Origin of the sequence: Streptosporangium sp. LJ11 (genome assembly GCF_051918945.1) — a bacterium.
Classification (GTDB): domain Bacteria; phylum Actinomycetota; class Actinomycetes; order Streptosporangiales; family Streptosporangiaceae; genus Streptosporangium.
This window is the reverse complement of sequence record NZ_JBPXMB010000024.1, coordinates 108393-133091: the sequence shown is the minus strand read 5'-3', so window position 1 is coordinate 133091 and position 24699 is coordinate 108393. Positions and strand designations below refer to the sequence as shown.

At 71.0% G+C, this 24699-nt stretch carries 25 protein-coding genes and 1 pseudogene; 12 read left to right on the top strand and 14 right to left on the bottom strand.

Annotation, left to right across the window (positions count from 1 at the left end; translation table 11 throughout):
• Window positions 1–251 precede the first annotated feature (251 nt).
• A complete protein-coding gene (locus ACTOQ3_RS31695) occupies window positions 252–1307 on the top strand; it encodes a DUF3466 family protein (protein WP_440087105.1) in 1056 nt (351 codons plus the stop codon).
• Between the two features lie 240 nt (window positions 1308–1547).
• On the opposite strand, the gene ACTOQ3_RS31690 is transcribed toward ACTOQ3_RS31695, so the two are convergent.
• The 7 genes from ACTOQ3_RS31690 to ACTOQ3_RS31660 form a co-directional block, all read right to left on the bottom strand.
• On the bottom strand, window positions 1548–2219 hold the full coding sequence (locus ACTOQ3_RS31690) for a haloacid dehalogenase type II (RefSeq protein ID WP_440087104.1): 672 nt from the start codon (window positions 2217–2219) through the stop codon (window positions 1548–1550).
• 30 nt (window positions 2220–2249) lie between these two features.
• Window positions 2250–2450, bottom strand: coding sequence for a hypothetical protein (locus tag ACTOQ3_RS31685; protein ID WP_440087103.1), 201 nt, complete (start codon window positions 2448–2450; stop codon window positions 2250–2252).
• A gap of 164 nt (window positions 2451–2614) precedes the next feature.
• Window positions 2615–3271: a TIGR04282 family arsenosugar biosynthesis glycosyltransferase gene (locus tag ACTOQ3_RS31680; protein WP_440087102.1), complete on the bottom strand. Its 657-nt coding sequence runs from the start codon at window positions 3269–3271 to the stop codon at window positions 2615–2617.
• Window positions 3268–3915: a glycosyltransferase family 2 protein gene (locus ACTOQ3_RS31675; RefSeq protein ID WP_440087101.1), complete on the bottom strand. Its 648-nt coding sequence runs from the start codon at window positions 3913–3915 to the stop codon at window positions 3268–3270. The genes ACTOQ3_RS31680 and ACTOQ3_RS31675 overlap by 4 nt, the downstream gene beginning before the upstream one ends.
• A gap of 500 nt (window positions 3916–4415) precedes the next feature.
• Complete coding sequence (locus tag ACTOQ3_RS31670; protein WP_440087149.1) at window positions 4416–5633, bottom strand: BTAD domain-containing putative transcriptional regulator; 1218 nt, start codon at window positions 5631–5633, stop codon at window positions 4416–4418.
• Window positions 5634–5675: 42 nt separating this feature from the next.
• Window positions 5676–6458, bottom strand: a complete 783-nt coding sequence (locus tag ACTOQ3_RS31665; RefSeq protein ID WP_440087100.1) for an SAM-dependent methyltransferase — start codon at window positions 6456–6458, stop codon at window positions 5676–5678.
• 461 nt (window positions 6459–6919) lie between these two features.
• The gene (locus tag ACTOQ3_RS31660) at window positions 6920–7681 is read right to left on the bottom strand and encodes a Mut7-C RNAse domain-containing protein (RefSeq protein WP_440087099.1); all 762 of its coding nucleotides are present in this window, start codon (window positions 7679–7681) and stop codon (window positions 6920–6922) included.
• 298 nt (window positions 7682–7979) lie between these two features.
• On the opposite strand from ACTOQ3_RS31660, the gene ACTOQ3_RS31655 reads away from it, so the two are divergent.
• Together ACTOQ3_RS31655 and ACTOQ3_RS31650 are read left to right on the top strand one after the other, a co-directional pair.
• Window positions 7980–8978, top strand: a complete 999-nt coding sequence (locus tag ACTOQ3_RS31655; RefSeq protein WP_440087098.1) for an RNA polymerase subunit sigma-70 — start codon at window positions 7980–7982, stop codon at window positions 8976–8978.
• A 5-nt stretch (window positions 8979–8983) separates the two neighbouring features.
• The gene (locus ACTOQ3_RS31650) at window positions 8984–9730 is read left to right on the top strand and encodes a DUF6069 family protein (protein ID WP_440087097.1); all 747 of its coding nucleotides are present in this window, start codon (window positions 8984–8986) and stop codon (window positions 9728–9730) included.
• Window positions 9731–9978: 248 nt separating this feature from the next.
• On the opposite strand, the gene ACTOQ3_RS31645 is transcribed toward ACTOQ3_RS31650, so the two are convergent.
• From ACTOQ3_RS31645 to ACTOQ3_RS31635, 3 genes and pseudogenes are all read right to left on the bottom strand, one after another.
• Entirely contained in the window at window positions 9979–10470 is a 492-nt protein-coding gene (locus ACTOQ3_RS31645; protein WP_440087096.1) for a hypothetical protein, read from the bottom strand.
• 559 nt (window positions 10471–11029) lie between these two features.
• Window positions 11030–11110, bottom strand: a pseudogene (locus ACTOQ3_RS31640) (IS5/IS1182 family transposase); the annotation flags it as partial.
• A 145-nt stretch (window positions 11111–11255) separates the two neighbouring features.
• The gene (locus tag ACTOQ3_RS31635; RefSeq protein ID WP_440087148.1) at window positions 11256–13652 is read right to left on the bottom strand and encodes an ATP-binding cassette domain-containing protein; all 2397 of its coding nucleotides are present in this window, start codon (window positions 13650–13652) and stop codon (window positions 11256–11258) included.
• A gap of 76 nt (window positions 13653–13728) precedes the next feature.
• Between ACTOQ3_RS31635 and ACTOQ3_RS31630 the strand changes: the two genes are divergently transcribed.
• Complete coding sequence (locus ACTOQ3_RS31630) at window positions 13729–14520, top strand: TetR/AcrR family transcriptional regulator (RefSeq protein WP_440087095.1); 792 nt, start codon at window positions 13729–13731, stop codon at window positions 14518–14520.
• Between the two features lie 27 nt (window positions 14521–14547).
• Here the strand turns inward: ACTOQ3_RS31630 and ACTOQ3_RS31625 are convergent, their stop codons facing one another.
• Window positions 14548–15033, bottom strand: coding sequence for a hypothetical protein (locus ACTOQ3_RS31625; protein ID WP_440087094.1), 486 nt, complete (start codon window positions 15031–15033; stop codon window positions 14548–14550).
• A 176-nt stretch (window positions 15034–15209) separates the two neighbouring features.
• Here ACTOQ3_RS31625 and ACTOQ3_RS31620 point away from each other — a divergent pair, with 176 nt between their 5' ends.
• Entirely contained in the window at window positions 15210–15398 is a 189-nt protein-coding gene (locus ACTOQ3_RS31620) for a DUF6203 family protein (RefSeq protein WP_440087093.1), read from the top strand.
• A 12-nt stretch (window positions 15399–15410) separates the two neighbouring features.
• On the opposite strand, the gene ACTOQ3_RS31615 is transcribed toward ACTOQ3_RS31620, so the two are convergent.
• Window positions 15411–16064 carry a hypothetical protein gene (locus ACTOQ3_RS31615; protein WP_440087092.1) on the bottom strand — a complete coding sequence of 218 codons (654 nt, stop codon included), beginning with the start codon at window positions 16062–16064 and terminating at the stop codon, window positions 15411–15413.
• A gap of 203 nt (window positions 16065–16267) precedes the next feature.
• On the opposite strand from ACTOQ3_RS31615, the gene ACTOQ3_RS31610 reads away from it, so the two are divergent.
• Window positions 16268–16561: a hypothetical protein gene (locus ACTOQ3_RS31610; RefSeq protein ID WP_440087091.1), complete on the top strand. Its 294-nt coding sequence runs from the start codon at window positions 16268–16270 to the stop codon at window positions 16559–16561.
• Between the two features lie 438 nt (window positions 16562–16999).
• Window positions 17000–18307 carry a DUF2716 domain-containing protein gene (locus tag ACTOQ3_RS31605; protein WP_440087090.1) on the top strand — a complete coding sequence of 436 codons (1308 nt, stop codon included), beginning with the start codon at window positions 17000–17002 and terminating at the stop codon, window positions 18305–18307.
• Between the two features lie 116 nt (window positions 18308–18423).
• On the opposite strand, the gene ACTOQ3_RS31600 is transcribed toward ACTOQ3_RS31605, so the two are convergent.
• Together ACTOQ3_RS31600 and ACTOQ3_RS31595 are read right to left on the bottom strand one after the other, a co-directional pair.
• Window positions 18424–19311 (bottom strand): helix-turn-helix domain-containing protein, encoded by an 888-nt coding sequence (locus ACTOQ3_RS31600; RefSeq protein ID WP_440087089.1) that lies wholly within the window; start codon window positions 19309–19311, stop codon window positions 18424–18426.
• Window positions 19312–19328: 17 nt separating this feature from the next.
• Window positions 19329–20333, bottom strand: coding sequence for a sensor histidine kinase (locus ACTOQ3_RS31595; protein WP_440087088.1), 1005 nt, complete (start codon window positions 20331–20333; stop codon window positions 19329–19331).
• A gap of 285 nt (window positions 20334–20618) precedes the next feature.
• Here ACTOQ3_RS31595 and ACTOQ3_RS31590 point away from each other — a divergent pair, with 285 nt between their 5' ends.
• From ACTOQ3_RS31590 to ACTOQ3_RS31570, 5 genes are all read left to right on the top strand, one after another.
• Window positions 20619–21542, top strand: coding sequence for a helix-turn-helix transcriptional regulator (locus tag ACTOQ3_RS31590; RefSeq protein ID WP_440087087.1), 924 nt, complete (start codon window positions 20619–20621; stop codon window positions 21540–21542).
• Window positions 21536–22900 (top strand): sensor histidine kinase, encoded by a 1365-nt coding sequence (locus tag ACTOQ3_RS31585; protein WP_440087086.1) that lies wholly within the window; start codon window positions 21536–21538, stop codon window positions 22898–22900. The genes ACTOQ3_RS31590 and ACTOQ3_RS31585 overlap by 7 nt, the downstream gene beginning before the upstream one ends.
• A gap of 104 nt (window positions 22901–23004) precedes the next feature.
• On the top strand, window positions 23005–23820 hold the full coding sequence (locus tag ACTOQ3_RS31580) for a helix-turn-helix transcriptional regulator (protein WP_440087085.1): 816 nt from the start codon (window positions 23005–23007) through the stop codon (window positions 23818–23820).
• 73 nt (window positions 23821–23893) lie between these two features.
• Complete coding sequence (locus tag ACTOQ3_RS31575; RefSeq protein ID WP_440087084.1) at window positions 23894–24379, top strand: hypothetical protein; 486 nt, start codon at window positions 23894–23896, stop codon at window positions 24377–24379.
• On the top strand, window positions 24376–24684 hold the full coding sequence (locus ACTOQ3_RS31570; protein WP_440087083.1) for a winged helix-turn-helix domain-containing protein: 309 nt from the start codon (window positions 24376–24378) through the stop codon (window positions 24682–24684). The genes ACTOQ3_RS31575 and ACTOQ3_RS31570 overlap by 4 nt, the downstream gene beginning before the upstream one ends.
• Window positions 24685–24699 lie beyond the last annotated feature (15 nt).

The following is a 24699-nucleotide window of genomic DNA, read 5'->3' as shown; positions in this document are numbered from 1 at the left end:
CAGGGTATCCCGCCCCCTCCTTCGACATGACCTCGCCGGGGCGGGAGAGACGGTGTGAGCAACCTCGATCCAACCCCCGGAGAGGCGCCGCCCTGTATCGGCCGGGCAAGCACGAACACCACGACAGCCTCGCCCGTGCGGCGCGCCGCGGTGTCTGCCGGACGTAAGGATTACGTGAGAAATGTCGGCCTGGGTGGCGCTTACGGTGATCATGACATCCCCCGTGCGTGCCTTCGAAGGGAATCCTCATCATGCACCGATCCCTCCGCCGTGCCATGGCCACGGCCATCGCCATGATCGCGACCATGTCGCTGGCCCCGCTTGCCTCGCCGCCGGCCGCCGCAGCGAGTCAGGAGCGTCTCCGCGTCGTCCACCTCGGCACCCTCGGCGGCATATGGAGCATCGCCCGAGGCATCAACAATCACGGCCACGTCGTCGGCGACAGCCCGCTGGAGTCCGGGCTCAGCCATGCGTTCCTGTGGAAGAACGGCACGATGACCGACCTCGGCACGCTCGGCGGCGAGACCAGCTTCGCCTCCGGCATCGACGACGACGGCCGCGTCGTCGGCTGCAGCGAGCTGCCCTCGGGCCAGTGGACTCCCTTCCTCTGGCACGAGGGCAAGATGGAGGACCTCGGAGCACACGGAGCCCCCGGCTACTGCGGCGCAGAGGTCGCCAACGGGCACATCGTCGTCACTTTCGCGCCCACTCCCGGCTTCGCCGAGCTTCGCGCCATCCTGCTGTCCGGTGACGTCAAAACCGTCATCGACCGCCGCCCCGGCCTGACCGCCAACGCCGTCAACGACAAAGGCCAGGTGGTGGGCGCCGAGAACTACGTCGTCAACGAGAACGGTCTCCCGCTGCCGATCTACCGGGCGTACCTGTGGCACAACGGCACCGGCCGCGAGCTTGGCACGTTCGGCGGGATGAGCAGGCCCGACTCGATCAACAACCTCGGCCAGGTGGTCGGCAACTCCGATACGGCCGACGGCCACCGTCGCGGCTTCTTCTGGAACGGCTCCTCCATGACGGCCCTTCCCCTGCCCGCCGACGTCTCCAACGCCGGCGCCGTCGCCATCAACGACCGCGGCCAGATCGTCGGCAGCTACAGCAAGGTTGGCAACCCGTACGGCTTCACCGCCCTGTGGGACACCCCCACCACCCAGCCCCGTACCCTGCCGCTGCCCACAGACGCGAAGGTAACCAGCGCCCAAGCTCACGACATCAACAACCAGGGCTGGATCGTCGGCTCCGTCACCTACGACTGGACCACCGGTCGCCACACCCAGGCCGTGATCTGGCGCTGACCCGGTGTCCCGGAGTGGAGCCGCCGCGCTTCGGACGCGGCTGTGCCCTCCGAAAAACCCAGCCGAGCATGAGCCGTGAGCAGCCGTAGGGCTCCGACGATCGCCGCAGATGGCCGGACACACGAGAGGCCCGTCATCACGTTTCCGCTGGTGACGGGCCTCTTCCCGCTGGTGTGGCAGGTCAAGGTCCGAACTTGCGCAGGCTGAGCCGACGGTTTCACGGCTTTCAAGCGCATGACACTAGGCGTCGAGAGCCATGATCTGGTCAACGACGGCGTCGAGGTCGGCACCGACGATGTCAGGTCGCGGGCCGATCGGGTTCAGGACCATACCGGGACGCGCGACGAACGCGGCCTTGCAGCCCGTCGCGAGCGCACCGGCGGTGTCCCACCAGTGCGCGGCCACCAGCCGCACCTCCGCGATGTCGACGTCGAAGGCCTTCGCCACGGCGAGGTAGGGCTCCCCGGCGGGTTTGAGTCGCTTGACGGAGTCAGCCGAGATGACGCCGTCGAAGTGATCCCGGATGCCGCTGTTGACGAGCTGCGCCTCGGCGACCGTCGCAGGGGAGTTCGTCAGCGCCACCACGGCCAGCGAGGTCGAGCGCAGCCGCCGAAGGGCCCCCGCCACCTCCGGGTGGGCCGGCAACGAGCTCATCCGGTTCACGATTCCGGTTATGTCGTCGGAGGTGAGGCCGCGGCCGTGCCGCTCGGCCAGCATTGACAGGGCGGCGTGCTGCGCCGTGCTGAAGTCCACGTATTCGCCGGTCAGGCCGCCGACGAAGGAGAGCTGAAGCACCTGCGCGAACCAGGGCCCGCGCAGCTCGGCCGAGCCGAGCAACTCCTCGAAGGCGGCGTCGAGCGCTCGCAGGTCCAGCAGCGTCTCGTTGACGTCGAACGCGACGACCCTCGTCATGGAAATCTCCTCCCGATCAGTACGCGATCTTTACAGGGTTTCACCGATGGCGTCGTGTTCACGCAGGTAGCGGATCAAACCGGTGGAGTCCTCCGGCATGAGTCTTCCGATGGCGCCACCGGCGTAAACGCCGACGACGTGGCCGTCCGGGTCGAGAACGAAGCCGGTGCCGGCGTGGGACGACCGCTTCGTCGCCCGCGGGTGGTCCTGACCGGAAGACGCCGCTGTCAAAATCCCAGTCCTTCCCGTTTTTCACCAGGTTCGTGCGTTGTCAGCGGTGTGGCCAAAGGCCCGTGCCACCCCTCCCTCCGGGGGGCGGTGGTGTGGCCGGAGGGGGTGGCAGGACGGAGACGGCGCCCGTGGTCTCGAAGATCGCGAGGTGGACGCCGGCGCCCTCATCCCGAGTCGACGGCGGCCGACGCCGCCCCGACGGCCGCCAGGGCCTCGGCGAAGCGGGATCGGGGCGCCTGCGCCGCGACGCGGAAGGCGTCGGCGGCGGTGTCGACGTCGTTCAGCTCCGGCATGCGGGCCACGTTCAGCCCGGCCTCGTGCAGGCGCCGCAGCTGGGTGGCGCCGGTGTCGGGCCGCGACATCGCCACGCCGAGCAGCAGGGACGGGTCGGGGCGGCACAGCCCGAGCAGCCAGAAGCCTCCGTCGGCCGCCGGTCCGTACACCGCGTCGTGACCGGCCAGCAGGGTGACGGCGGTGTTCAGCAGTTCCGGGGTCACCTGGGGGGTGTCCATGCCGATCAGGACCACCGGCAGCCGGTACAGCCGGTGGGCGTCGTCGAAGGCGGCGGCCAGGCGCTGGTCGAGGCCGTCGCCGCGCTGCGGGATCACGGTGAAGCCGTCCGGGAGCCAGGTCCCGGGCAGCCCTTCGAGCGCGAGCACCCGCCGGCCGGCCCGTGCCGCGGCCACGGCGTGCAGCGTGTCCCGCAGGGCGGCCGCCGCCAGGTGAGCGGCCTGGGCGGGGGTGAACGGCGGGGTCAGCCGGGTTTTCACCCGCCCGGCCACCGGCTCCTTGGCGATGACCACGATCTGCGCGGCGCTCATGTCGTCTCTCCCATGACACGGCGCATGTCGGCGATCGCCCGAAGGGTGCCGCGCACGGTGCCGGTCACCTTGGAGCGTCCGACGCGCGGCAGGTAGTCGACATCGGCCTCGGTGATCCGCCAGCCGGCCGCGGCCGCGCGCAGCACCATCTCCAGGGGGTAGCCGAACCGGCGGTCGGTCAGTCCCAGCTCGACCAGTTCGGCGCGTCTGCAGGCGCGCATCGGACCCAGGTCGCGCAGCGGGGCGCCGGTGCGGCGCCGCAGGCGTGCGGCCAGCACGGCGTTGGCGACCCGGGCGTGCACGGGCCCGGCGTGCGGCCTCCGGCGACCGAGTACGAGGTCGCCCTCGCCCGCCAGGACCGGGCCGGTCACCCGGGGCAGCTGGCCCGGGTCGAGCGAGGCGTCGGCGTCCATGAAGCACACGACCTCGGCGGTCGCGGCCAGCAGCCCGGCGTGGCAGGCGGCGCCGAACCCGCGGCGCGGCTCGCTCACCACCGTCGCGCCGTACGCGGCGGCGACACCGGCCGAGCCGTCGGTGGAGCCGTTGTCGACCACGATGGGGCGATAGCCGTGCGGCATCCGGTCGAGCACCCAGGAGAGCGCGGCCTCCTCGTTGAGACACGGCAACACCACGTCGATCTTCATGAGGTCGAGGCTAGGCCAGGAGGCGACGCTCATCTCTTACGAAGCGGTGACGTATGTCCAGCAAGACGTATGTCCAGCAAATGGTCGGCTCGCCTTTACCTCGGGAAAGTGGTTCACGACTCGGGGCGGCGAGTCGAATGAGCGAGAACCGCCCCGTTCGTACCGTTCGCAGAACGGGCACCGTGGCCGGTGGTCCACGGTGCCCGCCGTGCCGCGTGAACGAGGCCCCGAAGGAGGCGGGGGCGGCGGGACACCGGGTGAGGATCGCGAGCGAACCCGTCGCCGAGATCATGGCGGCGCCCCCGCCGTACCCGGCCGGATCGCCGTGCCCGGCCGGATCGCCGCGCCCGGAGGGGGCGCCGTGCCCGGAGGGGGCGCCGCCCCGCTCCTCCGCGACATGGAGCGATCACGCCGAGGGGCGGGACGGGGTCACCCGAAGATCTGGTCGACGCGGCGCCGGTAGGCGCGGCACCAGGACAGCCGGTAGAGGACCCGCATGATCAAAGGGGCGGTCGCCAGGAGGGGTCGCCGGGGTCGCCGACGCCACCGAGCCCGGCGACTCCCGCGAGTTCCGCAACGGCGCCGGCATCCAGCCCCGCGAGCGGCAGCCGGAGCGCGTCGTGGCGGCTCAGCATGCCCAGCGTGTCGTACATCTCCGCCGGGCCCTCTCCCGAGCGCATCGTGATGACGACGCCGACCCCGTCCCCGTCCCCGAGCAGGACCGCCAGGTCGGACAGCAGGCCGAGTGACGCGGAGTCCGCCCACTGCAGGTCGTCGATCACCACGAGCACGGGCCGGTCGCGTACGGCCAGGCCGAGGTAGGCCGCTGTGGCCCGGTGCAGCCGGAACCTGGCCTCCCCGGTCTCCGCCGGGCGTTCGGAGGTCTCGTCGGGCCCGCCCTCCCTGAGCAGGACGCGCAGGGAGCTCGCCCCCGCGTCCTCGGGCGGGACCTCGGCGCCCAGACACCGGACCACCTGCCGCCACGGCCACAGCGCGGGGGCGCCGGAGGTCTCGTGGCAACGCCCCCAGGCCACCAGCCATCCCGCCGCCGAACGGTCGTTCGCGAACGCCTCGGCCAGCCAGGTCTTGCCGATGCCGGGCTCGCCGGAGATGACGGCGATGCCGGGACGGCCGCGCTCGACCTCACCGGCCAGGGCGCGCAGGCGTTCGAGCCGGCCCGCCCTGCCCACGACCAGCCGCCGCGCGGGCGCGGGAACGTCCCGTGCGGGACGCGCGGTCAAGAGCGCCGGCGGCGAGGCCGGGGGCGCGGGAACGGCGGGAGGTGCCTGGACGGCCGGCGGATCGGGAGTGACGGGGAGCGGGGCAGGGGTCAGCGCGGGGTCCTGCGTGAGGATCGCCGCCTCCAGCCGCTGGAGCCCGGGCCCGGGGTCGAGGCCGAGTTCCTCGGCCAGGTGCGCCCGCGCCGACCGCAGCGCCCGCAGCGCCTCGGCCTGCCGCCCGAGCCGGTACAGCGCGAGGGCGAGCAGCTCCCAGAGCCCCTCCCGCAGCGGGCCGGCCCGCACGAGAGTCTCGAGCTCGCCGACGACGTGCGGACGCCCCTCGTCGAGACGGCGTGCCAGGTGCCGTTCCATCGTCGAGAGATGCGCCTCCCGCAGCCGCTCGATCTCCGGGCGCAGCCAACCGGTGTCCTCGAATTCCTCGTACGGCGTGCCGCGCCACAGCCGCAGCGCCTCTTCGTAGGCGCCGGTCTCTGCCAGGCGGGTCCGGTTCCCGGGCGGGCGGGGCGCGTGGTGACGCGGTCAGGGTTTGCGCGCGACGCCGCCGGCGCACGCCACCTCGGGAACGTCTCCCCAGGGGGCGGGATCCGGCCGCCACCGCTGCACCGGCACGACGCCCGGCTCCAGCAGCGTCAGACCGTCGAAGTAGCGGGCGATCAGCTCGGGGCTGCGCGGCGTGTAGGCGACCACGCCGCTCCCCGAGTTGTGGCGCCGCATCGCCTCGACGTACGCGGGGTCGGTGTCGACGCCGTCGTAGAGCGCCAGGTAGCTGCCCGAGGGCAGGTCCCGCATCAACCGGCGCACGATCGAGAGCGCCTCGTCGTGGTCGCCGATCAGGCCCATGATGCCCATCAGCATCAGCGCGGTGGGCCTGCCGAAGTCCAGCGTCTTCGCCGCTGTCCGCAGGATGTGCTCGGGGTCGCGCACGTCCGACTCGATGTAGTCGGTGGCACCCTCGGGCGTGCTGGTGAGCAGCGCCCGGGCGTGCACCAGCACCAGGGGGTCGTTGTCCACGTAGACGACGCGCGAGTCCGGCGCCACCCGCTGGGCGACCTCGTGGGTGTTGTCGACGGTGGGCAGTCCGGTGCCGATGTCCAGGAACTGGCGGATACCCGCCTCGCCGGCCAGGTGACGCACCACGCGGGCGAGCATGTACCGGGAGTGGCGGGCGACGTCCACCATGCCGGGGAAGACGGCGGACACCCTCTCGCCCGCCTCACGGTCGACGGCGAAGTTGTCCTTCCCGCCCAGCAGGTAGTTCCAGATGCGAGCCGAGTGCGGCACCTCGGCGTCGATCCGTTCCATCCCGGGTCTCCGCCCGTCCTCTGACGAACGGGATGACGGGTTCGAGACGGTCGGCTCGTCGGCCATGGGGGGATCTCCTGCCTTCCGGTGTCCTTGCAGGGAGATTACGCCCATACATGGACCCTGGCCCCGGATTACATGATCTTGTTTCCGCGGTGTCCGGCCGCCCGCGGGGCCCGCCGGGCGGTGATACCCGGCGTGACCAGCACGGATCACCGGTCCCGGAGAACCCGCTCGGCCAGGAAGTCCTCCCGGATCCGCCGGCCCACGGCGGCACCCTCAAGGGACGGGTTCTCGCCGGCCCGGTACGCGTGACCGCCTTTCCCGGTATCCGGACCGGCACTGTCATCGGCGCGCGGACCGTGGCCGAGCAGGCTGTCACCTTCGGACGGCTCTCCCCGTCCCCGTGACCGCCGGAGGTGCCTCACCTCGCGGTACTCCCGAAACGGGACCGGCCTGCCTCAGCGCGGACCCCCGCCGATCTGTGACTCCGGGCGGGCCGCGCGCATGGCCGACCGTACGATCTCCTCCAGGTGCGCGCTGTGCGCGCCACGCCAGTAGATCTGGCCGCACTCCGGGCATCGGCCGTAGACGTCGTAGGAGCGCTTGGTCCCGGCCTCCAGCAGGCGGTCGACCTCGGCTTTGTCGACGGGGGCCAGCTCCCCGTTGCAGGTCGTGCAGCGGGTCCACGGCCGCAGCGGTGGCGCGAACCGTTCCAGCAGGTCGCGCAGCTGGTCGTCCGCCTTGGTGCCTCGCACGTAGGCGCCGAACCAGAGCGCCCGGCGGCACAGCAGGCCATGGTCCTGGGTCAGCAGCACGCGGCGTTCCCTGTTCGCCTCGACGACCAGCGAGGGGTCGTCCATGTCGTTGTGGTAGGTCGCGTCCACGCCCAGCAGCCGGAGCCGCCGCGCGAGGGTGCCCAGGTGGACGTCGAGCAGGAACCGGGGCGCGCCCTGCCCGGGTTCGAGCGGCACCCGCTGGGGGCGGGGCACGGCGTGAACGTGGACCACGTCACCGGCGACGGGCTGATAGGACCTGCCGACCTCCGTGCCCTCGACGGTCAGGGGCCCCACCTCGGGCAGCGGAACCCCGAGCGACTCCACGACATGGCCCAGCGTCGATGTTCCGTCGGGCGCCACCCGCTGCCACTCACGCCGCCGCCGCGCGGGCAGGAACAGCAGCAACTCGGCGGCGATGTGCAGGCTGACATCGGATTCGCTCACACCTTCAGCATGCCAGGTGAGCCGGGTCTCGGCTTCAAGATCAAGTCCATCCTTTTCGGTGGACCCCGTGCCGTGCCCGTGCGTCCCCGCCCGCCGCGTCGTCGTGAACCAGGCGACCCCGGAACGCGCCAGGCGGTCGCGCACCCGCGCCCACTCCGGCGGACCCGCGCCCTCCTCGCCGTACCGCGCGTCGTGCTCCGCCACCGGATCGGCCATGCCGGCCGACTCCGGTGATGAGTTGTCGCGCCCGTACCCGTCACACCTACGACGGGACACGACAAGGCGGAAGGATGACGAGATGAGTGCGGACACGCGGCTGGAGGAGCTGGGCGTGAGCGGTCTGGACGAGGTCGACGAGCCGGCGTTCTCGGGGCTGGCGGAGCGGCACCGGCGGGAGCTGCACGTGCACTGCTACCGGATGCTCGGGTCGTTCGAGGACGCCGAGGACACCGTGCAGGAGACGTTCCTCCGTGCCTGGCGGCGGCGGGAGACCTTCGAGGGGCGGTCGACGTTCCGGGCCTGGCTGTACCGGATCGCCACCAACGCCTGCCTGGACCTGCTCGCCAAGTGCCGCCCGGAGCCTGCGACCGGCGGCGAGGTGCTGTGGCTGCAGCCCTACCCGGACCGGCTGCTCGACGAGCTGCCCGCGGGCGACGCGGACGAGCCGGAGACCGTCGCCGTCGCGCGGGAGACGATCGAGCTGGCGTACCTGGTCGCGGTCCAGCACCTCGCGCCGCGCCCGCGGGCCGTGCTGATCCTGCGGGACGTGCTCGGCTGGCCGGCGAAGGACGTCGCGGAGCTTCTCGGGGACTCCGTCAACTCCGTGAACAGCGCGCTGCAGCGGGCCCGCGCCGGCATGCGGGAGCACCTGCCCGCCGAGCGGCAGGACTGGACCGGCGGCGAGGAGGACGCCAGGACGCGCGAGCTGGTACGCCGCTATACCGACGCCAGCGTGGCCACGGACGTCGCCGGGCTCGCCGCGCTGCTGCGCGACGACGTCCGCTGCTCGATGCCGCCCACGCCGGGCCTGTACGTAGGCCGCGACACGGTGGTGAACGACTGGGTCGAGAGCGGCTTCGAGAGCATGAAGCACCTGCGCGCCGTCCTCACCTCCGTGAACCGGCAGCCCGCCGTCGCCTTCTACCTCTGGCGGAAGCTGGAGGGTGCGTACCTGCCGCTGACGATCGACGTCCTGCGCGTCACCGGCGGGGCGATCACCGAGATCGTCACGTTCCACGAGGACCGGTTCCCGCGGCTCGGGCTGCCGGAGCGCCTGCCGGCGGACGGCACGGAGTAGTCCCGGTGCGGACGCTCGCACTGCGAGGTGGCACGCGTGTCGCGGTGGTCGCGGCCGAGTGGTGCGACGCGTTCGGCGTCGTCACCCGCGGGCGGGTGCAGCTGGAGCTGCGCGACGGCGAGCCCGGGCCGGTCCTCGGACGCGACGCCGGGTTCTGGCTCCGCGGCACCGGCGTCCGCGCCCTGCGGAACCCCGGCCGTCGCACGGCGAGGGTACGCATCCTCACCCCCGGGGCCAGGACCGTCACCTGCCAGTCACCACACCCCTACGCCGGTCACCGAATGATGGAGGAGGAAATGAACAGCATGAATGACACCGGGATCGTCGCAGGCCCGGCATCGGGCCGGACCAGCCGCGCCCACCGGCTCCGCGGGCTCGCCGGCACCGGCTTCGTCGCCACGCTCGCGGCGATGGCGGCCACCACCCTTGCCGCCGCGCTTGCCCAGGCCGCCGGCGTCGACTTCGAGGTCCCCGACGGCGGCGAGACGATCCCGTTGCCCGGGGTCGCCGTGGTGACCGGCTTCTTCTCGGTCGTGGGCATCGTCATCGCCGTCGCTCTTCTCCGTTGGAGCGCTCGCCCCGCCGAGCGATTCGTGTGGACGGCGGTGTCTCTGACCGCGATCTCGCTGGTCCCGCCCCTCCTCTGCGGGGCGAACACCGCCACCGTCACCACCCTCCTCGGGCTGCACCTCGTCCCTGCGGCGGTGATGATCCCCACCCTGGCGCGGAGCCTCCGCAACCGGACCGATTGACGATCCCGCAACTGCCGGGTCGACGTCAGGCTCGAACCGCGCCAGGACGCGCTCGCAGCCGGGCACTGACACCTACGCGTGCCGGAGGCCGGCACGCCGTGGCCGGAGTGGCAGAGAGCGCTGTTTGTGACATGGGAGGTCGGAAAGGCTCATCGGTCAGCCGGAACGAGTGCTGCGTCCCCATCTTCCGCCGTTGCCGGCCACGCCGTCCGCTCGTCGGTCTCCATGGCGGTCGCGGCGGCGCCGGCTCAGTTGAAGGGATTGTCGTAGGTGCCACTGCTCTTGGTGCGCATCATGTACTGATACCCGTTGCTGCTGCTGAACCAGCCGGCGGTCACGTCGAAGCGGAGGTTGTGGACGGCGCTGCCGAGATCGACCTCGGCGCTGTACAGGGACACCTGCTGGCACCCGGTAGCCGAGGTGGAACCGGTCCAGACCGGGTAGTTCGTGGTCGAGCCGTTCACCTTGATGAGGAAGGACGGCTGGGGGTAGGCGCCGCTCTGCCAGCAAAGGTTCAGCGAGTAGCGGTACTTCGTGTTGGAATCGTCGAACGCGACGGTCCCTTCCAGGCGGGCCAGCTGCATCCCGGATCCGTCGTTGGCGGTCACCTGCACGTAGACCTGCTGATCCGGGCCGTACGCGGCGTGGGCGGGGGTGACGGGCAGGAAGGTCGCGGCCAATGCCGTGACGGCGAGTGTGATCGACGTCGTCAGGCGACGTCCCCACGAGCGTTCGGTCAATTCACACCTCATCATTAAAAAGTGCGGGAACACCCGGAGGTTATATAGCGGGTCTTGAACCGTCCAGCACGGCGATTTTAGGGCCGGCCCCAAAAGCGTCTTACGTATCATCGGTCGCGCCGTTCTTGTGGCGACCAGGGAATATGGGGAGACGCAGTGCACAGAAATCCGGCGTGGCGCTGAAAGTTTCATTCTCATCAGCCTCGATCAGCTCGGCGGCCTCCCGACGGCTTACTTGCTCCATACAAAGATTAAAAGATTAAAGGAGGCTCGGCATCGAACTGTCACGTTGAACCGGACTCCGGGTTCTGGCGAATCGAACGTTCACCACTAAGCCATGATCGGCTACGGTGACCGCATGACCCCACTACCGGGTCGCAGAAACGGGCGATGTGACGGTGTCACCGGCCGATTTTCGCGCCTGATCGAACGCTTCCGATCGAACGCGCTTTTCGGAGGCGTGCGCGGGCGACCCGCCGTACTCGTCGAAGTGAGCCTTTTCATCCCGGGTAGCGGACCTCTTCGGCGAGTTGCAGGACGAGGATCGCCCGCACGAGCCGGCCAGAGTGGCCAGAAGATCGACGCTTTCGCGGATGTAGCGCCGGGCCGTGGTGGTGCCGATGGCGAAGCCGGCGGCCAGGGCGCCGTCAAGGGCGGCGAGTTCGACATCTGAGGTCCGCCGATCCCGCCCGGTGATCGCCTGAGGTGAGAGTCCCCGTCGCGTTGGGGGCTCTCACCCGTTTGCGGGTGCTCGCCACGAGCGTCACCGTTCGGCCGCTTCGGGCTCAGACGTTCGCCATGGTGTCCCCTGCTCCGGTGAGGTCCTGCCGGTCGGCGTTCTTTCCCAGGTAGGCGCGCAGGTGCCGGGCGGTGAGGGAGTTTCCTTCCGAGACGAGGTCGGCGGGGGTGCCGGTGAAGACGATCCGGCCGCCGTCGTGTCCGGCTCCGGGGCCGAGGTCGATGATCCAGTCGGCGTGGGCCATCACGGCCTGGTGGTGCTCGATGACGATCACCGTGTTGCCGTCGTCGACGATCCGGTCCAGCAGGGCCAGGAGCTGGTCCACGTCGGCGAGATGCAGGCCGGTGGTCGGCTCGTCGAGCACGTACGTCGTGGCCTTCTCCGCCATCCGGATGGCCAGCTTGAGCCGCTGCCGCTCGCCCCCGGACAGGGTGGTGAGCGGCTGGCCCAGGCCGAGGTAACCCAGGCCCACGTCGGCGAGCCGGTCGAGGACGGCCCGCGCCGCGCCGAAGCTCGCCTTCGAGGCCGCGTCCGCAGAACCCGTACCCGGACCGAAGAAGCCGCGGGCCTCGGTCACCGACATGCCCAGCACCTCGCTGATGTCCTTGCCGCGCAGCTTGTGGGTGAGCACCTCGGGCGTGAACCGCCTGCCCTCGCACTGCTCGCACACCGACGCCACCCCGGCCATCATGGCGAGGTCGGTGTAGACCAGGCCGATGCCCTTGCAGTTGGGGCAGGCGCCCTCGGAGTTCGCGCTGAACAGGGCCGCCCTGACCCCGTTGGCCTTGGCGAAGGCGGTGCGGATCGGGTCGAGCAGCCCGGTGTAGGTGGCCGGGTTGCTGCGGCGGGACCCGCGGATCGCGGTCTGGTCGACCACGGCGACGCCCTCCCTGCGGGGGAGCGAGCCGTGGATCAGCGAGCTCTTGCCGGACCCGGCGACGCCGGTGACGACGGTGAGCACGCCCAGCGGGATGTCGACGTTCACGTCCTTGAGGTTGTGCAGGGTGGCGCCCGTGATCGACAGCTGCCCGCGAGCCGGCCGTACCTTCTCGCGCAGCCGGGCCCGGTGGTCCAGGTGGCGGCCCGTCAGGGAGTCCGAGCGCCGGAGCCCGGCCACGTCACCGGTGAAGCACACCCGCCCGCCGGACGAACCCGCCCCCGGGCCCAGGTCGACCACGTGGTCGGCGATCTCGATCGTCTCCGGCTTGTGCTCGACGACCAGGACCGTGTTTCCCTTGTCGCGCAGGAGCAGCAGCAGGTTGTTCATCCGCTCGATGTCGTGCGGGTGCAGCCCCACCGTGGGCTCGTCGAAGACGTAGGTGACGTCGGTCAGGCTGGAGCCGAGGTGGCGGACCATCTTCACCCGCTGGGCCTCGCCCCCGGACAGGCTGGAGGACTCGCGGTCCAGGCTCAGGTAGCCCAGGCCGATCTCGACCAGCGACTCCAGCGTGTTGCGCAGGGTGGAGACCAGCGGTCCCACCGACGGGTCCTCGATGCCCCGGACGAACTCGGCCAGGTCGCTGATCTGCATGGCCGCGCAGTCGGCGATGTTGCGGCCGTCGATCTTCGAGGCCAGCGCGGCGGAGTTGAGCCTGCTGCCGCCGCACGCGCGGCAGCTCGTGAACGTCACGGCCCGGTCCACGAACGCCCGGATGTGGGGCTGCAGCGACTCCCGGTCCTTGGCGAGATAGAGCCGCCGTACCTTGACCAGGAGCCCCTCGTAGGTGGTGTTCATCGTGCCGATTTTGATTTTGGTGGCGGGCTTGTGGAGGAAGTCCTCCCACTGGGACGGGGTGTAGTCCCTCAGCTTGGCGTCGGGGTCGAAGAATCCGGCGTGGGCCAGGCCCTGCCAGTACCACGAGTCCACGGTGAAGTTCGGGATGGTGATCGCGCCCTCGTTGAGCGAGCGGTCGACGTCGACGAGCTGGGAGACGTCGATGTCCGACACCCGGCCGAGCCCCTCGCACTCCGGGCACATGCCCTCGGCGCTGTTGAAGCTGAAGGCGGTCGAGGTGCCGACGTGGGGGGTGCCGATCCGGCTGAAGACGATCCGCAGCATCGTCTGCGCGTCGGTCGCCGTGCCGACCGTGGAGCGGGAGTTGGCGCCCATCCGCTCCTGGTCGACGACGATCGCCGCGCTCAGGTTGCGCAGGGCGTCGACGTCGGGACGTCCCTGGCTCGGCATGAACGACTGGACGAAGGCCGTGTAGGTCTCGTTGATCAGGCGCTGTGACTCCGCCGCGATGGTGCCGAAGACGAGGGAGGACTTCCCCGAGCCGGAGACCCCGGTGAAGACGGTGAGCCGCCGCTTGGGAATGTCCAGCGAGATGTCGGCCAGGTTGTTCTCCCTGGCGCCGCGTACCTCGATCACGTCGTGGCTGTCCGCGACGGCCTGGCCATGCCGCGGGCCGCGATCACCGGCCGGTGGGGCGGATGGGAACACGAACCTTCTCACTTGATATCCTTATGCTGTAAAGAGTTGGCCCGGCCAAGTTAGTTTGTGCCGTAAGGAGTTGCAAGTGGTCGTCTTCGCCGGACAGGGCGACGCGCGCCGTTCGATGGCGCTGCTGTGGCGCACCACGGGGCGGGGAGAGGCGCGTCCCGGGCCCAAGCCCGCCCTGAGCGTGGACCTGATCGTGGACGCGGCCATCGCCGTCGCCGACGCGGAGGGGATGGCCGCGCTCTCCATGCGCGCGGTGGGCGAGCGGCTCGGGCGCACGGCCATGGCCCTCTACACCTACGTCCCCAGCAAGAGCGAGCTGGTCGACCTGATGTACGACCGGGCCCTCGCCGAGCTGTCCACCCGCCACGACCTGGCGGGCGGCTGGCGGGCGGCCGTGACCTCCTGGGCGCGGGAGACCTGGGAGTTCTACGTACGGCATCCGTGGGTGCTGCAGGTGTCGCAGGCGCGCCCCGTGCTGGGCCCCAACGAGTACGTCATGATCGAGGAGGCGCTGCGGATCCTCCGCGAGACCGGGCTGAAGGCCGGGACGCTGCGGTACGTCGTCGGGACGCTTTTCTACTTCGTGCGCGGGGCGGCGCAGACGGTCGCGGAGTCGAGGCAGGCCCCGGCGGCGACCGGAATGTCGGACGAGGAGTGGTGGTACGCCCGCTCGGCCCTGCTGACGGAGGTCGCGCCCGACTTCGCCGAGCGTTTCCCGACGACGGCCTGGCTCGCCGGTGAGGGCGCCTACGAGCCCCAGGACGAGACCGTCCCCTACATGGAACAGGAGGGGAGGGACACCTTCGCCGCCGGGCTCGCCATCCTCCTGGACGGGATCGAGGCGACGGTGAGCATGGCCGGAGCCTGAAGGGCCCGGCGGCGTCACCGGACTCGTTCACGCCGGAGGCGAGGCGGACGGCCGGCGTCTCCAGAGCGCGCGCCGTACCAGATAGCCGGGACCGAGCAGCAGGAGGAGGGCGGACGTGCCGAGGAGCAGCGGGCCGAGGGGGTCGAAGTAGCCCGGTCTGTGCACCTTGAACTCGTGACCCGCGTCCAGGGCCGGTACCCCGTCCCCCACGGACAGCTCCCGCTCGTGCGTCTCGTAGCCGTGGATCCACACCTCCTGTCGGCCCGACAGGCCGTCGTCGGGAAGGTAGGAGCCCCACCAGCGGCAGGGGCCGCGGCCCTGGCACCTCACCTCCTCGGCGGTGAAGACGCCCATGGTGCCCTCGCGTTTGGCGGCACGTATCTCCAGCAGGGCGCCGTCGAAGGTCGTCACCCCGAGGAGCGTCGCCAGCAGCAGTGCCGGCGGCAGCAGGGCCACGATCAGGATCACCAGGCAGCCCGCGCCGCAGCCGTTCCTCTCCTCCGTGTCCTTCATGCCGCAGGCTCCCGTCCGCGCCGGTGATGAGGGCCCCGGTTCGAAAACGGGCGGGAGGCTCCCCGGGTTCCGTCCTGCCCGGCGCCGGGCGTCTCGGCGGTGAGCGTCCCGAGGGGCCGCGCCCGGCCTCGACGCAAGTGTGCCTAACCGGACCGCCGCGGGGCAGGAACAATCTCATGAAAAAGTTCTTCAAGGTCGTGGTGGCACGCTGGCTGGCCCGTACGCCGTTCGGGCTGGCGATCCTGGGGGCGGGCTGGTTCCTGGGGCGGCGGCGCAGGCGGCGTGAGCAGGAGCAGGCCGGGCGAGGTGGGCGGGGATACGTGACGCGGGGGAGCGGACGCCCGCCCCGCTCCGGCCGGCGCTGAACCCCGCCGCCCTCACGGGCGGGGGGACGGCGGGGACCGGTGGCCGGGGCGTGAGCGGAGTTCGTCCGCGATCCGCGCACGGATCTCGTCCGGCAGTTCCTCGCACGCGGCCAGCCGCGTCAGAGCCGCACGGCTCTCGGGTACGGCCCTGGTGTGGCGGAGTGCCCACACGGCCTTCTCGACGGCCGTTCCCCGCCGCGCGTACAGCTCCGCGAGGTCCATGAGCCAGGGCGTGAGCGCCTTTTCGTCATCGACCATGAGGCCGCACCAGATCAGGGTCTGCTCGGCGATCCAGGCGGTGATGCGCCGGGTCCAGATCTCCTCGAAGTCCGTGGTGTCGACGCCGAGGCGGGCGCACTCGGCCCTGGCGCCGGCCATGCGCCCGGCGGTGACGTGCCGGGCGTAGGGCATGTGTCCGCGCAGGACGGCCCGGATCCCGGTCCACTCGGGGTACTCGTCGTCCTCGCGTTCCCAGACGGCCGGCTCCTCCGGGGGCTCGGGCGAGGCGAGCACGGTCCGGGGCAGGCACGCTTCGAGCACGGCCCGCGCGTAGGCCAGGTTCTCCTCGCGCTCCTCTGTCTCCGGTGGCCAGACGAAGCCCGAGCCCCAGGAGAACGGGTAGGCCCGGACCGCGTCCGGCAGCAGCGGTGTCTCGTTCGAGATCATGTGACTCCCCGGTAGCTGGTGGTCGCTGTCACGGGCGGCGTAGGACGCTCCGCTCCTTGCGGGCCCGGCCGTTCCGCATAATCCTGCAAGCCGGTTTTGATGGTAAATATGGCATTTAGTGAGTTTTTTGTCCGGGGGACGCCTAGCTCAACCCGCCGGGGCAGTGGAACACCGACCCCGCGCGCCCGCTCCAGCAGGGGTACATGGGCATCCAGAACCACGGCGCCGGGGACGACATGTCTTTCCGCAACATCAGGATCGAGGAACTCGGCGCGACCGGGGGCGACACGACCGTCCAGGCGGAGAACCGGTCGGAGACGAACGGCGTGCAGACCTACCCGCGAACCCCCACGCACGGCGGCACCGTGCTCGGCTACGTCACCCCGGCGGCCGGGCCGCACCGGCTCGCCCGCCGGCCCGCGGCCCGGTCCTCGACAGAGGCGGCCGGCCAGGCGGGATCGGCGAACCGGCCGCGCTCCAGGATGTCGCGGCGGTAGGACGCGGCGACGGCTCTCAGAGTGAGAGGGTCGGCGGACCCGGGTCGGGGCAGGACCGCCGCCACCTCGGCGACGTGATTCACCGCCGTGAGGAAGTCCATCCGGCCGGGCGCAGATGGGTGATCACCATGGTGATGGCGTCGGTGGCGGGCAGATCTGCGAAGAAGCCGCCCGTGCCCGTTGCGGGTGACAGGATTTGCACACGCTCGGGTTGTTCCGGGCACGTGGACGACGGCGTCCGATCGATCGGGGAGCGGGGTCGGCGCGCACGGTCAGGCGTGGAGACTCCTGTCTTGACAGGGGGTCGCTCATCGCCAGCCAACCGTGATGGCCCGCCGACGATCTGACGGCGGCCGTGTGAACGTGGATGCGCGTCAGTTGGAGTGATCAAGCCCTCCGGCATAAGGCCGGGTCGGGATCGACCGGGAGGTGGACGGCGTGACCGGAGTGGCTGAGAAGCTGCTGGCCGCGTACGAGAGCCAGCTGCGGGGGTTGGTACCGCGGGACCTGCCATGGGGGACCGTGGTCGAGCGGGACGGACCGCTGGTGCGAACCCACTACGGCACCCACGGGACCGTCGATCACGCTGCTCTGGCCCGCGGTGACCTGGCGGGACTGATCCGCCGGCAACAGGAGGTCTTCGCCGCACGCCGTGAACCGATCGAGTGGAAGGTCCACTCCCACGACGCACCACCGCTCGCCGAGTCGCTGCGAGCCGCGGGGTTCGTCCCGGGGCCGGAGCGCGCTCTCCTGGCGGCCGACATCGACGGCATCCCGTCACCCGAAGCCCTGCGACCTGGCATACGCATACAGCCGCTTGACGGGGAAGAGGAGCGGCTGCGCCGCATGGCCGCGGCCGCGCCCGAGCAGCGAAGGCCACTGGCGGAGCTGGAGGCAGACGGGACGGCCCGCAGGGCTGAATCGGAGATGAAGATCCTGGCGATGGTGCACGACGGGCGGATCCTGGACGCGCTCTGGGTCGAACGAGTGGACGGCACCGACTTCGCGGCGATCGGCGGGATCACCGGCCCCCGCCCCGAACTGTTCCACGCCGCGGGTGCCTGGGCGGAACGGCACTACATCCCGCCCGCGCTTTCACCTCGTACGCCGCGTCATCTCGTCGCCGAGGCGCCCGACGCCCTGGTTCCCGCCCACGTCGCGGCGGGCTTCCACGAGATCGCGCGGGTGAGCACCTACCGCTGGGTGCCCGCCGGTGAGCCGGCTCGGGAGCGTCCCGCGAAGCAACTCCTGTCCGGTCCCGAGCATGACGAGATCTGGAAGCGGTTCGAGACCCGGTTCGACGTGACCTACGAGACGGCCGACCGGGGAATCGCCGAACCCCCGGCCTCCGCCACCTGGCATCTCGACGCCGTTGAGCGTCAGAACGACCTGCTGCTCGCCGAGGTGGAGGCGATCGTCGCGCGTGGACTGCGCGCCGGCGCACGGCCCGGTGACCGGCTCTACCGCCTCAAGTGGTGCGTCAGCGGCTCCCGTATCGACCCGGCCCGTGTCGGCGGGCCAGGGCAGCCCCACTGGGCGAGCTACACGTACCTCGTCGACGAACACGTCATCCAAGTCACCGAGGACCTGCGGATGGGCACGTTCGGCAACTGGCGGGAATCCTCCCTGCGCGTCTTCGGCGACGAGCTCCTCGCCCGCGTGGACGAGGACCTCACCGACCTCCTCGGCACCGTGCTGCGGCGCGGCGGGCGCCCCGTCGGCAACGTCTGGAGCTTCGGTCCCTGAGGACATGCCACCGGCATCGCGGTTCTGGTCGAGGCCGCGGGTGAAGGCGCGCGGACGAGGGCAGGGAACCCGGCGTCCGCGGAGGTGGTCCGTCCGGGGTGGACGCGAACGTCCCGCTACAACCGGGTCTTCTGCCGGTCCGGCGATCGTACGGTACCTGTCGCGGGCCGGTGGGAGGTCTGCCGGGCGACCATGCCGGCCAGTTCTTTCAGGGCCCGTTCGGAGTCGCTTCCCGGCTCGGCGGCCAGGGCGACGAATTTCTGGCCGGTGCCACTGACGGAGAGCACCTCCCAGGAAAGGGTGAGGTCGCCCAACGTCGGGTGGCGCAACTCCTTGGCCTCGTTGCCGCGCGTCTGCACCTCGTGGCGGGCCCAGATGTGGCGGAAATCCTCGCTGCGGGCGGTGAGCTCCTCCACCAGCCCGTGCAGGTACGGGTCGTCGGGGTCGGCCGCCACGGCGGAGCGTAGCTGCGCCGTCTTGGCGCGGGCGGCTTTCTCCCAGTCGGGGTAGAAATCGGCCGCTCGCGGATCGAGGTAGATCATGCGCAGGCAGTTGTCGATGTTGGTCATACCCTCGTACAGGGCCTTGATCATCGGATTGACGGCCAGGATGTCCAGGCGCCGGCCGATCACCATCGCGGGAGCCTGCGGGCAGAGCTGGACGAGCCGGAGCATGCTGGGGCTGACCCGCTCCACGGCGCCGGTCTCGACCCGGGGACGGACCCAGGGGTGGGCGAGCGAGTAGAGGTAGCCGGTGGCGTCGGGCTCCAGGCGCAGCACCCGTGCCAGGGCGCTCAGCACCTGGGGGGAGGGGTTGCGTTCCCGTCCCTGCTCCAGCCGGATGTAGTAGGAGGCGCTGACCCCGGCGAGCATGGCGACCTCCTCGCGCCGCAGTCCCGGGGTGCGGGAGGAGGGGGAGTGCAGGAAGCCCGCCTGTGCCGGACTGGTGGCTTCGCGCCGGGCGCGCAGGAACTCGCCGAGCAGGTTGCGGGGGCCGTTGTCCATTTAATGATGATATGTCGTTATTGTCCGATTGGCCTAGTGTGACGTTCCTGTGCTGATCGGTGGCAGTTTTTTACCTCAGGACCGTCACCTTCCGCCGTGCGGCCTGGCCGGCTTTCCCTGGACTGCTTCGGGGCGACGGCGGGGCGTACCGGTTCGCGGGGGAAGGCGGCCGGAGCGCCAAGCCGCGGGATGCACGAGACGAGGCGGGCGCCGACGGGGGAGTCCTCAAGGGTGAGGCCGCAGCGGTGCCGGCGGGCGGCGTCGCGGGTGATCGCCGAGGTCGCCGCCGCCGTCGGGACGACGGGCGGCGTCGAGGCGGGTGAGGCGTCCGAGGACGCGCCGGCGGACGCCTTTCCGGGTGAGGAACTCGGCGGGGTCGGGGAACTCGTGCCGCGGGCGGCGTCCGTGCGGGCCTGGGAGAGCAGGCCGTTGACGATGGTGTCGAGGCGGTCGGCGATGGTCAGCGCCGTACGCAAGGTGTGGTGGAAGTCGGTGTCCTCGGGGTGGTCGAGGGCGTTTTTGAGTTCGGCGCGCAACCTGGTGATCGGGTTACGCAGCTCGCGGGAGGTGGTGGCGACGACGCGGCGTTGCCGGGCGAGGGCCTCGTCGAGGCGGGCGAGGGCGTGGTTGGTGGTACGGGCCAGCTCGGCGATCTCGTCGTCTCCCGGCGGGACTCGCACGCGGCGACCGAGATCGTTCACGGTGACCTCGTCCAGATGGGTGCGGATGGCCTGGACGGGGCGCAGCGCGCGGCCGATCACCCACCAGGTGGCCATGCCCGTGCCGCCGGTCAGGACCACGACGAGGACGGCCATGAGGTATTCGAACCCGTACTCCTGGAGCAGCCACGGCATGCCCAGGTCGGCCACCTTCCCGCCCCGGGTGTGGGCCTCGGACTCCAGGGCGTGGCGGACGGACGGACGGGCGCTCGCGCCGAGCGTGGTCAGGGCGATCAGCACCAGCAGGGACGTGGACGCGGTGCAACGCCCGCGGATGGATCGGGGACGTCGAGCGATGATCATGGTCTCTCCGGCGGGAGGAGGACGAGCGCCTCGGTCCGGGCCCGGAGGAGGTCACTGAGATGCCTACTGCTGTTCATGCCGTCACCATAAATCGGGATTGCTCACCCAGGCTGACCGTGGCACTCCCATGCATCCGCCCTGATCAGAGCCGGGTCACGAGTGATGCGAGCGGACCGGCGTCCTCGTCGAGCGCGCCCGCCCCGCTCGCCGCGCCGCTTCCCGGGGTGGATTGACTGGTAGTGACACACCCAGTCAAACTGGATAAATCGGACATATGATTCTGCAATGGCCAGTGAAAGCCTGCTCGGCGAGTTCCTTCGTGCCCGGCGCGCGATCACCACTCCCGCCCAGATCGGACTGCCGGACTCCGGGCTCCGCCGGACCCCGGGTCTGCGACGGCAGGAGGTCGCGATGCTGGCCGACGTCAGCACCGACTACTACATCCGTCTGGAACAGGGACGCGAACGCCACCCGTCCGACCAGGTGATCGGCGCCCTGGCGGAGGTGTTCGGCCTCGGCGCGGACGCCACGGCTCACCTGTACGCGTTGGCGCGCACGGACATGCCGGTCCACCGGGGGCCACACGTGCCGGCCGACGCCACGGCACGGGTCGGCCCGCATTTGATCCGGTTGATGCGCACCTGGCGGGCACCGGCCTTCGTGATGAGCCGATGCATGGACGTGCTGGCCATCAACCCGCTGGCCGTGGCCTTCTACCGGCAGGGGCTGCGCGCGGGGCTGAAGGCGGGCGACAACGTACTCGGCACGATCTTCCTCGACGCCGCCGCGCGGACGTTCTACCCCGACTGGGAGTCCACCGCGCACAACGCGGTCGCCCACCTGCGCGCCACCGTCGGCAGGGACCTCGGCGACCCCCGCCTGGCCGAGCTGGTCGACGAACTGTCCGATCGCAGCGACGACTTCCGCCGCCTGTGGGCCCGGCACGACGTGCAGACCAGGATCAGCCATGTCGTGCGCTTCCGCCATGATCTTGTCGGGGAGCTGACGGTCGACTGCGACATGTTCTCCGTCGCCGAGGCGCCCGGCCAGCAACTGGTCACCCTCCAGGCCGCGCCCGGCAGCCCCTCGGCGCGCGCGCTCGCCGTGCTCTGCCGGCAGGCCCGCGAACGCGATCCCGCCTCCGGCCCTCCCGCGCGGCGCTCCGACCCCGGGAACGAGCGCCCGGCCTCCGGGGAAGCGTCATGCTGAGCCGGTGTCTGCCGTCGTTCCGGGCCCGCCGGACAGCGGCGACCGCCGCCGTCGCGGCGTGTGTGTGCGTCGGCGTCGGCCTGCTCTTCCTGCTGTTCGCCGGCGGCAGGGAGGCGGATTTCACCCAGGCTCGCGTCACGGACGCCTGGAACCTGGTGGTGCCCCTCATCCGGCAGGGCCCGCTCCCGTCCGTCCTGCCCAGGGGCGGGGTCGAGGCGATCCAGGTGCTGGACGCCCATGGCCGGGTGGTCGCGTCGACCCCGGAACTCGCGGGCAGGCCGCCGATCGCGACCTTCCGTGCCGACGCCCGGAACGTGCGCACCACCCGGGTGCTGTGCCCGCCGCGGGGGCTGGAAGGCTGTATGACCGTCACCTCCTACAAGGTCTACCAGCCGCAGGGGGTCTGGCTGCTCTACGTGGTGACCCCGGAGGTGCCCTGGTACGGCGCGACCGCGGACCTCCTGCTGGTCGTCGGCGCGTCCCTGGTCGTGACCACCATGATGACCGCGTGGTCCTTCCGCGACCTCACCAAGGCCATGGCCCCGGTGAACGCCATCCGGGCCGAACTCGGCGAGATCACCCTCACCGCCCTCGACCGGCGGGTCCCGGTCCCCGCGGACTACCAGGAGATCAGGCTCCTGGCGGAAACCGTGAACGACACCCTGGACCGTCTCGAAAGCGCCTACACCCGGCTACGGCGTTTCACGGCGGACGCCTCCCACGAGCTGCGCACCCCCATCACCGCCATGCGCACCCACCTGGAGGGGGCGCTGCTGCACCCGCATGACACCGACTGGCCCGAGATGACCCACGCCGTGCTCGCCGGGGTGGACCTGCTCCAGGCGACCGCGGCCGACCTGCTGACCCTGACCCGTTTGGACGCGCGCCCGCTCCTGCGCTGCGATCCGACCGATCTGCGCCGGCTGGTCAAGGCGGAACTGAAGCGCCGGACGCACCGAAACAAGATCGTCGAGGATCTGGCCGAGAGCGCCTGGGTCGAGTGCGATCGGCTGCGGATCACCCGGCTGCTGGGCAACCTGCTCGACAACGCCGAACGCCACGCCGTCTCGCGGATCACCGTGAGCGTTCGGGGCGAGGGGGCGTCGGTGATCCTGGAGGTTGCCGACGACGGCGCCGGGATCCCCGCCGAACACCGGGAGACGGTCTTCGACCGCTTCGCCCGGTTGGACGCCGCGCGCAACCGGGACGCGGGAGGGACCGGGCTGGGGCTGGCGATCGCCAGGGAGATCGCCGAAGCCCACGGAGGCACGCTGACCGTCGAGGACAGCGAGCGGGGCGCGCGCTTCGTCCTGCGCCTTCCCGCGCGCGACGCCTGTCCGCCCGCCCGGACGGGATGAACCGTTCCCCTGCGGCGCCGGTGCGATGGCGGGGGCGGCGGGGACTTGATGGGTGGTAGTCACCCGGTCCCCCTGACCTCATATTCCCGAAATACGGTGATTTTATGGACGATATTCCTCTGTTTGGTGACTTTCTTCGCGAACGGCGTGAGGCTGCCCCTCCTCGCCAGGTGGGGCCGCCGGACTCCGCTTCCCGGCCGGAGCCGGGGCTGAGCCGCGAGGAGGTGGCGATGCTGGCCGGTGTCGGCATCGACTTCTACACGCGGCTGGAAGAGGGGCGCGAGCGGGATCCGTCGGGACGGGTGCTCGACGCGCTGGTCCGGGTGCTCGCCCTTGGGCCGGACGCCTCCCGGCACCTGTACGAGCTGGCGCAGCGGCGCCCGATCCGGCGTGGCGGCACCACGGAAACGGTCAGCCCCGGGCTCGTCACGCTGATCCGGAGCTGGCCGGCCACCCCCGCGCTCGTGTGCGGGCGCTTCCTGGACGTGCTCGCGACGAACCGGCCGGGTGACGTGCTGTACGACGGCATGGACTACCGCGACAACCTACTGCGCATGGTCTTCCTCGACCCCGCGGCGCAGAGCTTCTACCTCGACTGGGAGCGGCTGGCCAGGGCGCGGGTCGCGTCGCTGCACCTGGTGGCCGCCGCGGACCCGGAGCACCCCCACCTCACCGAGCTCGTCGGCGAGCTGTCGCTGAAAAGCGCGGAGTTCCGCAGGCTCTGGGCCCGCCGGGACGCCGATGACCTGACCTGCACGCCCCGGGGCGTCCGGCACGCCATGGTGGGCGAGCTGGACGTGACCGGCGCCACCTACGACGTCGGCCATGCCTCCGGGCAGCGGCTCCTCCTCCTGCAGGCCGAGCCCGGCAGCCCCTCCGAGGAGTCCCTCACCTTCCTGACCGGTCTCGACGCGGGCTGACCAGTCCTGGAAAGTACTTGACGATACGGAAAGGAGAAAGTACTTTCCAACTAGGAAAACAAAAGGAGCGGGCATGGACATCACCCCCGAAGAGGCCGCGCGGACGCTGGCCCAGGTCCACGAGACGCAGCGAAAGGTGTTGCGCGCCGCGCCGCCGATGTTCCCCGCCTGGTATCCGGTGGCGGTCTGGGCCTTCGTCACCGCCATACAGTTCGTCACCGAGATCCCGCCCGCCTGGTGGCTCGGGATCGCCGTGCCGGCCCTGTCGGCCGGTCTCGTCCTCGCCGTTCTCAAGTTCGTGAGAGACGTCAGGGACGCGAAGCTGCGCCCGCACTCCTCCGTGGTGGATCCGTGGGCATGGGCCGGCTTCACCGGCTGGGTGCTCGTCACGGTCGCCGCGTCAGCCCCGCTGGCGCTGTGGTTCACCGAGCTGGGCCTCGCCTACCCGCGCACCCTCATGGGTGTGATCATGACTACGATCGTGGCGATCACCTCGCCGCTGCTGGCCAGATGGATGTCGGGACGGACCGCGAGGCGGGCGGAGATGGCGAAGCGATGACCCCGCGACTCGACCCGGCGATCCACGCGCCGACCCGGCTGCAGATCGTCTCGCTGCTGGCCGCCGCCGACGAGGCCGAGTTCGCCTTCGTCCGCGACAACCTGGGCGTCAGCGACTCGGTGCTGTCCAAGCACGCGAGCGCTCTGGAGGCGGCCGGTTACGTGAAGATCCGCAAGGGGCACGTCGGCAAGCGCCCGAGAACGTGGTTCAGCCTCACCCGCGAGGGGCGGGCGGCCTACACCGGCCACGTCGCCGCGCTCCAGGCCATCGTCGCCCGGTCCGGCCTCTCGGTCTTCCCCGGCTGAGACGGAACCCGCCGG

Coding starts and splice junctions, on each gene's coding strand:
- ACTOQ3_RS31585 (WP_440087086.1), top strand. CDS start 21,536: ATGCTGAGCCGGTGTCTGCCGTCGTTCCGGGCCCGCCGGACAGCGGCG.
- ACTOQ3_RS31575 (WP_440087084.1), top strand. CDS start 23,894: ATGGACATCACCCCCGAAGAGGCCGCGCGGACGCTGGCCCAGGTCCAC.
- ACTOQ3_RS31590 (WP_440087087.1), top strand. CDS start 20,619: ATGGCCAGTGAAAGCCTGCTCGGCGAGTTCCTTCGTGCCCGGCGCGCG.
- ACTOQ3_RS31620 (WP_440087093.1), top strand. CDS start 15,210: ATGAAAAAGTTCTTCAAGGTCGTGGTGGCACGCTGGCTGGCCCGTACG.
- ACTOQ3_RS31615 (WP_440087092.1), bottom strand. CDS start 16,064: ATGATCTCGAACGAGACACCGCTGCTGCCGGACGCGGTCCGGGCCTAC.
- ACTOQ3_RS31665 (WP_440087100.1), bottom strand. CDS start 6,458: ATGGAACGGATCGACGCCGAGGTGCCGCACTCGGCTCGCATCTGGAAC.
- ACTOQ3_RS31595 (WP_440087088.1), bottom strand. CDS start 20,333: ATGATCATCGCTCGACGTCCCCGATCCATCCGCGGGCGTTGCACCGCG.
- ACTOQ3_RS31580 (WP_440087085.1), top strand. CDS start 23,005: ATGGACGATATTCCTCTGTTTGGTGACTTTCTTCGCGAACGGCGTGAG.
- ACTOQ3_RS31655 (WP_440087098.1), top strand. CDS start 7,980: ATGAGTGCGGACACGCGGCTGGAGGAGCTGGGCGTGAGCGGTCTGGAC.
- ACTOQ3_RS31625 (WP_440087094.1), bottom strand. CDS start 15,033: ATGAAGGACACGGAGGAGAGGAACGGCTGCGGCGCGGGCTGCCTGGTG.
- ACTOQ3_RS31695 (WP_440087105.1), top strand. CDS start 252: ATGCACCGATCCCTCCGCCGTGCCATGGCCACGGCCATCGCCATGATC.
- ACTOQ3_RS31675 (WP_440087101.1), bottom strand. CDS start 3,915: ATGAAGATCGACGTGGTGTTGCCGTGTCTCAACGAGGAGGCCGCGCTC.
- ACTOQ3_RS31690 (WP_440087104.1), bottom strand. CDS start 2,219: ATGACGAGGGTCGTCGCGTTCGACGTCAACGAGACGCTGCTGGACCTG.
- ACTOQ3_RS31570 (WP_440087083.1), top strand. CDS start 24,376: ATGACCCCGCGACTCGACCCGGCGATCCACGCGCCGACCCGGCTGCAG.
- ACTOQ3_RS31600 (WP_440087089.1), bottom strand. CDS start 19,311: ATGGACAACGGCCCCCGCAACCTGCTCGGCGAGTTCCTGCGCGCCCGG.
- ACTOQ3_RS31610 (WP_440087091.1), top strand. CDS start 16,268: ATGGGCATCCAGAACCACGGCGCCGGGGACGACATGTCTTTCCGCAAC.
- ACTOQ3_RS31680 (WP_440087102.1), bottom strand. CDS start 3,271: ATGAGCGCCGCGCAGATCGTGGTCATCGCCAAGGAGCCGGTGGCCGGG.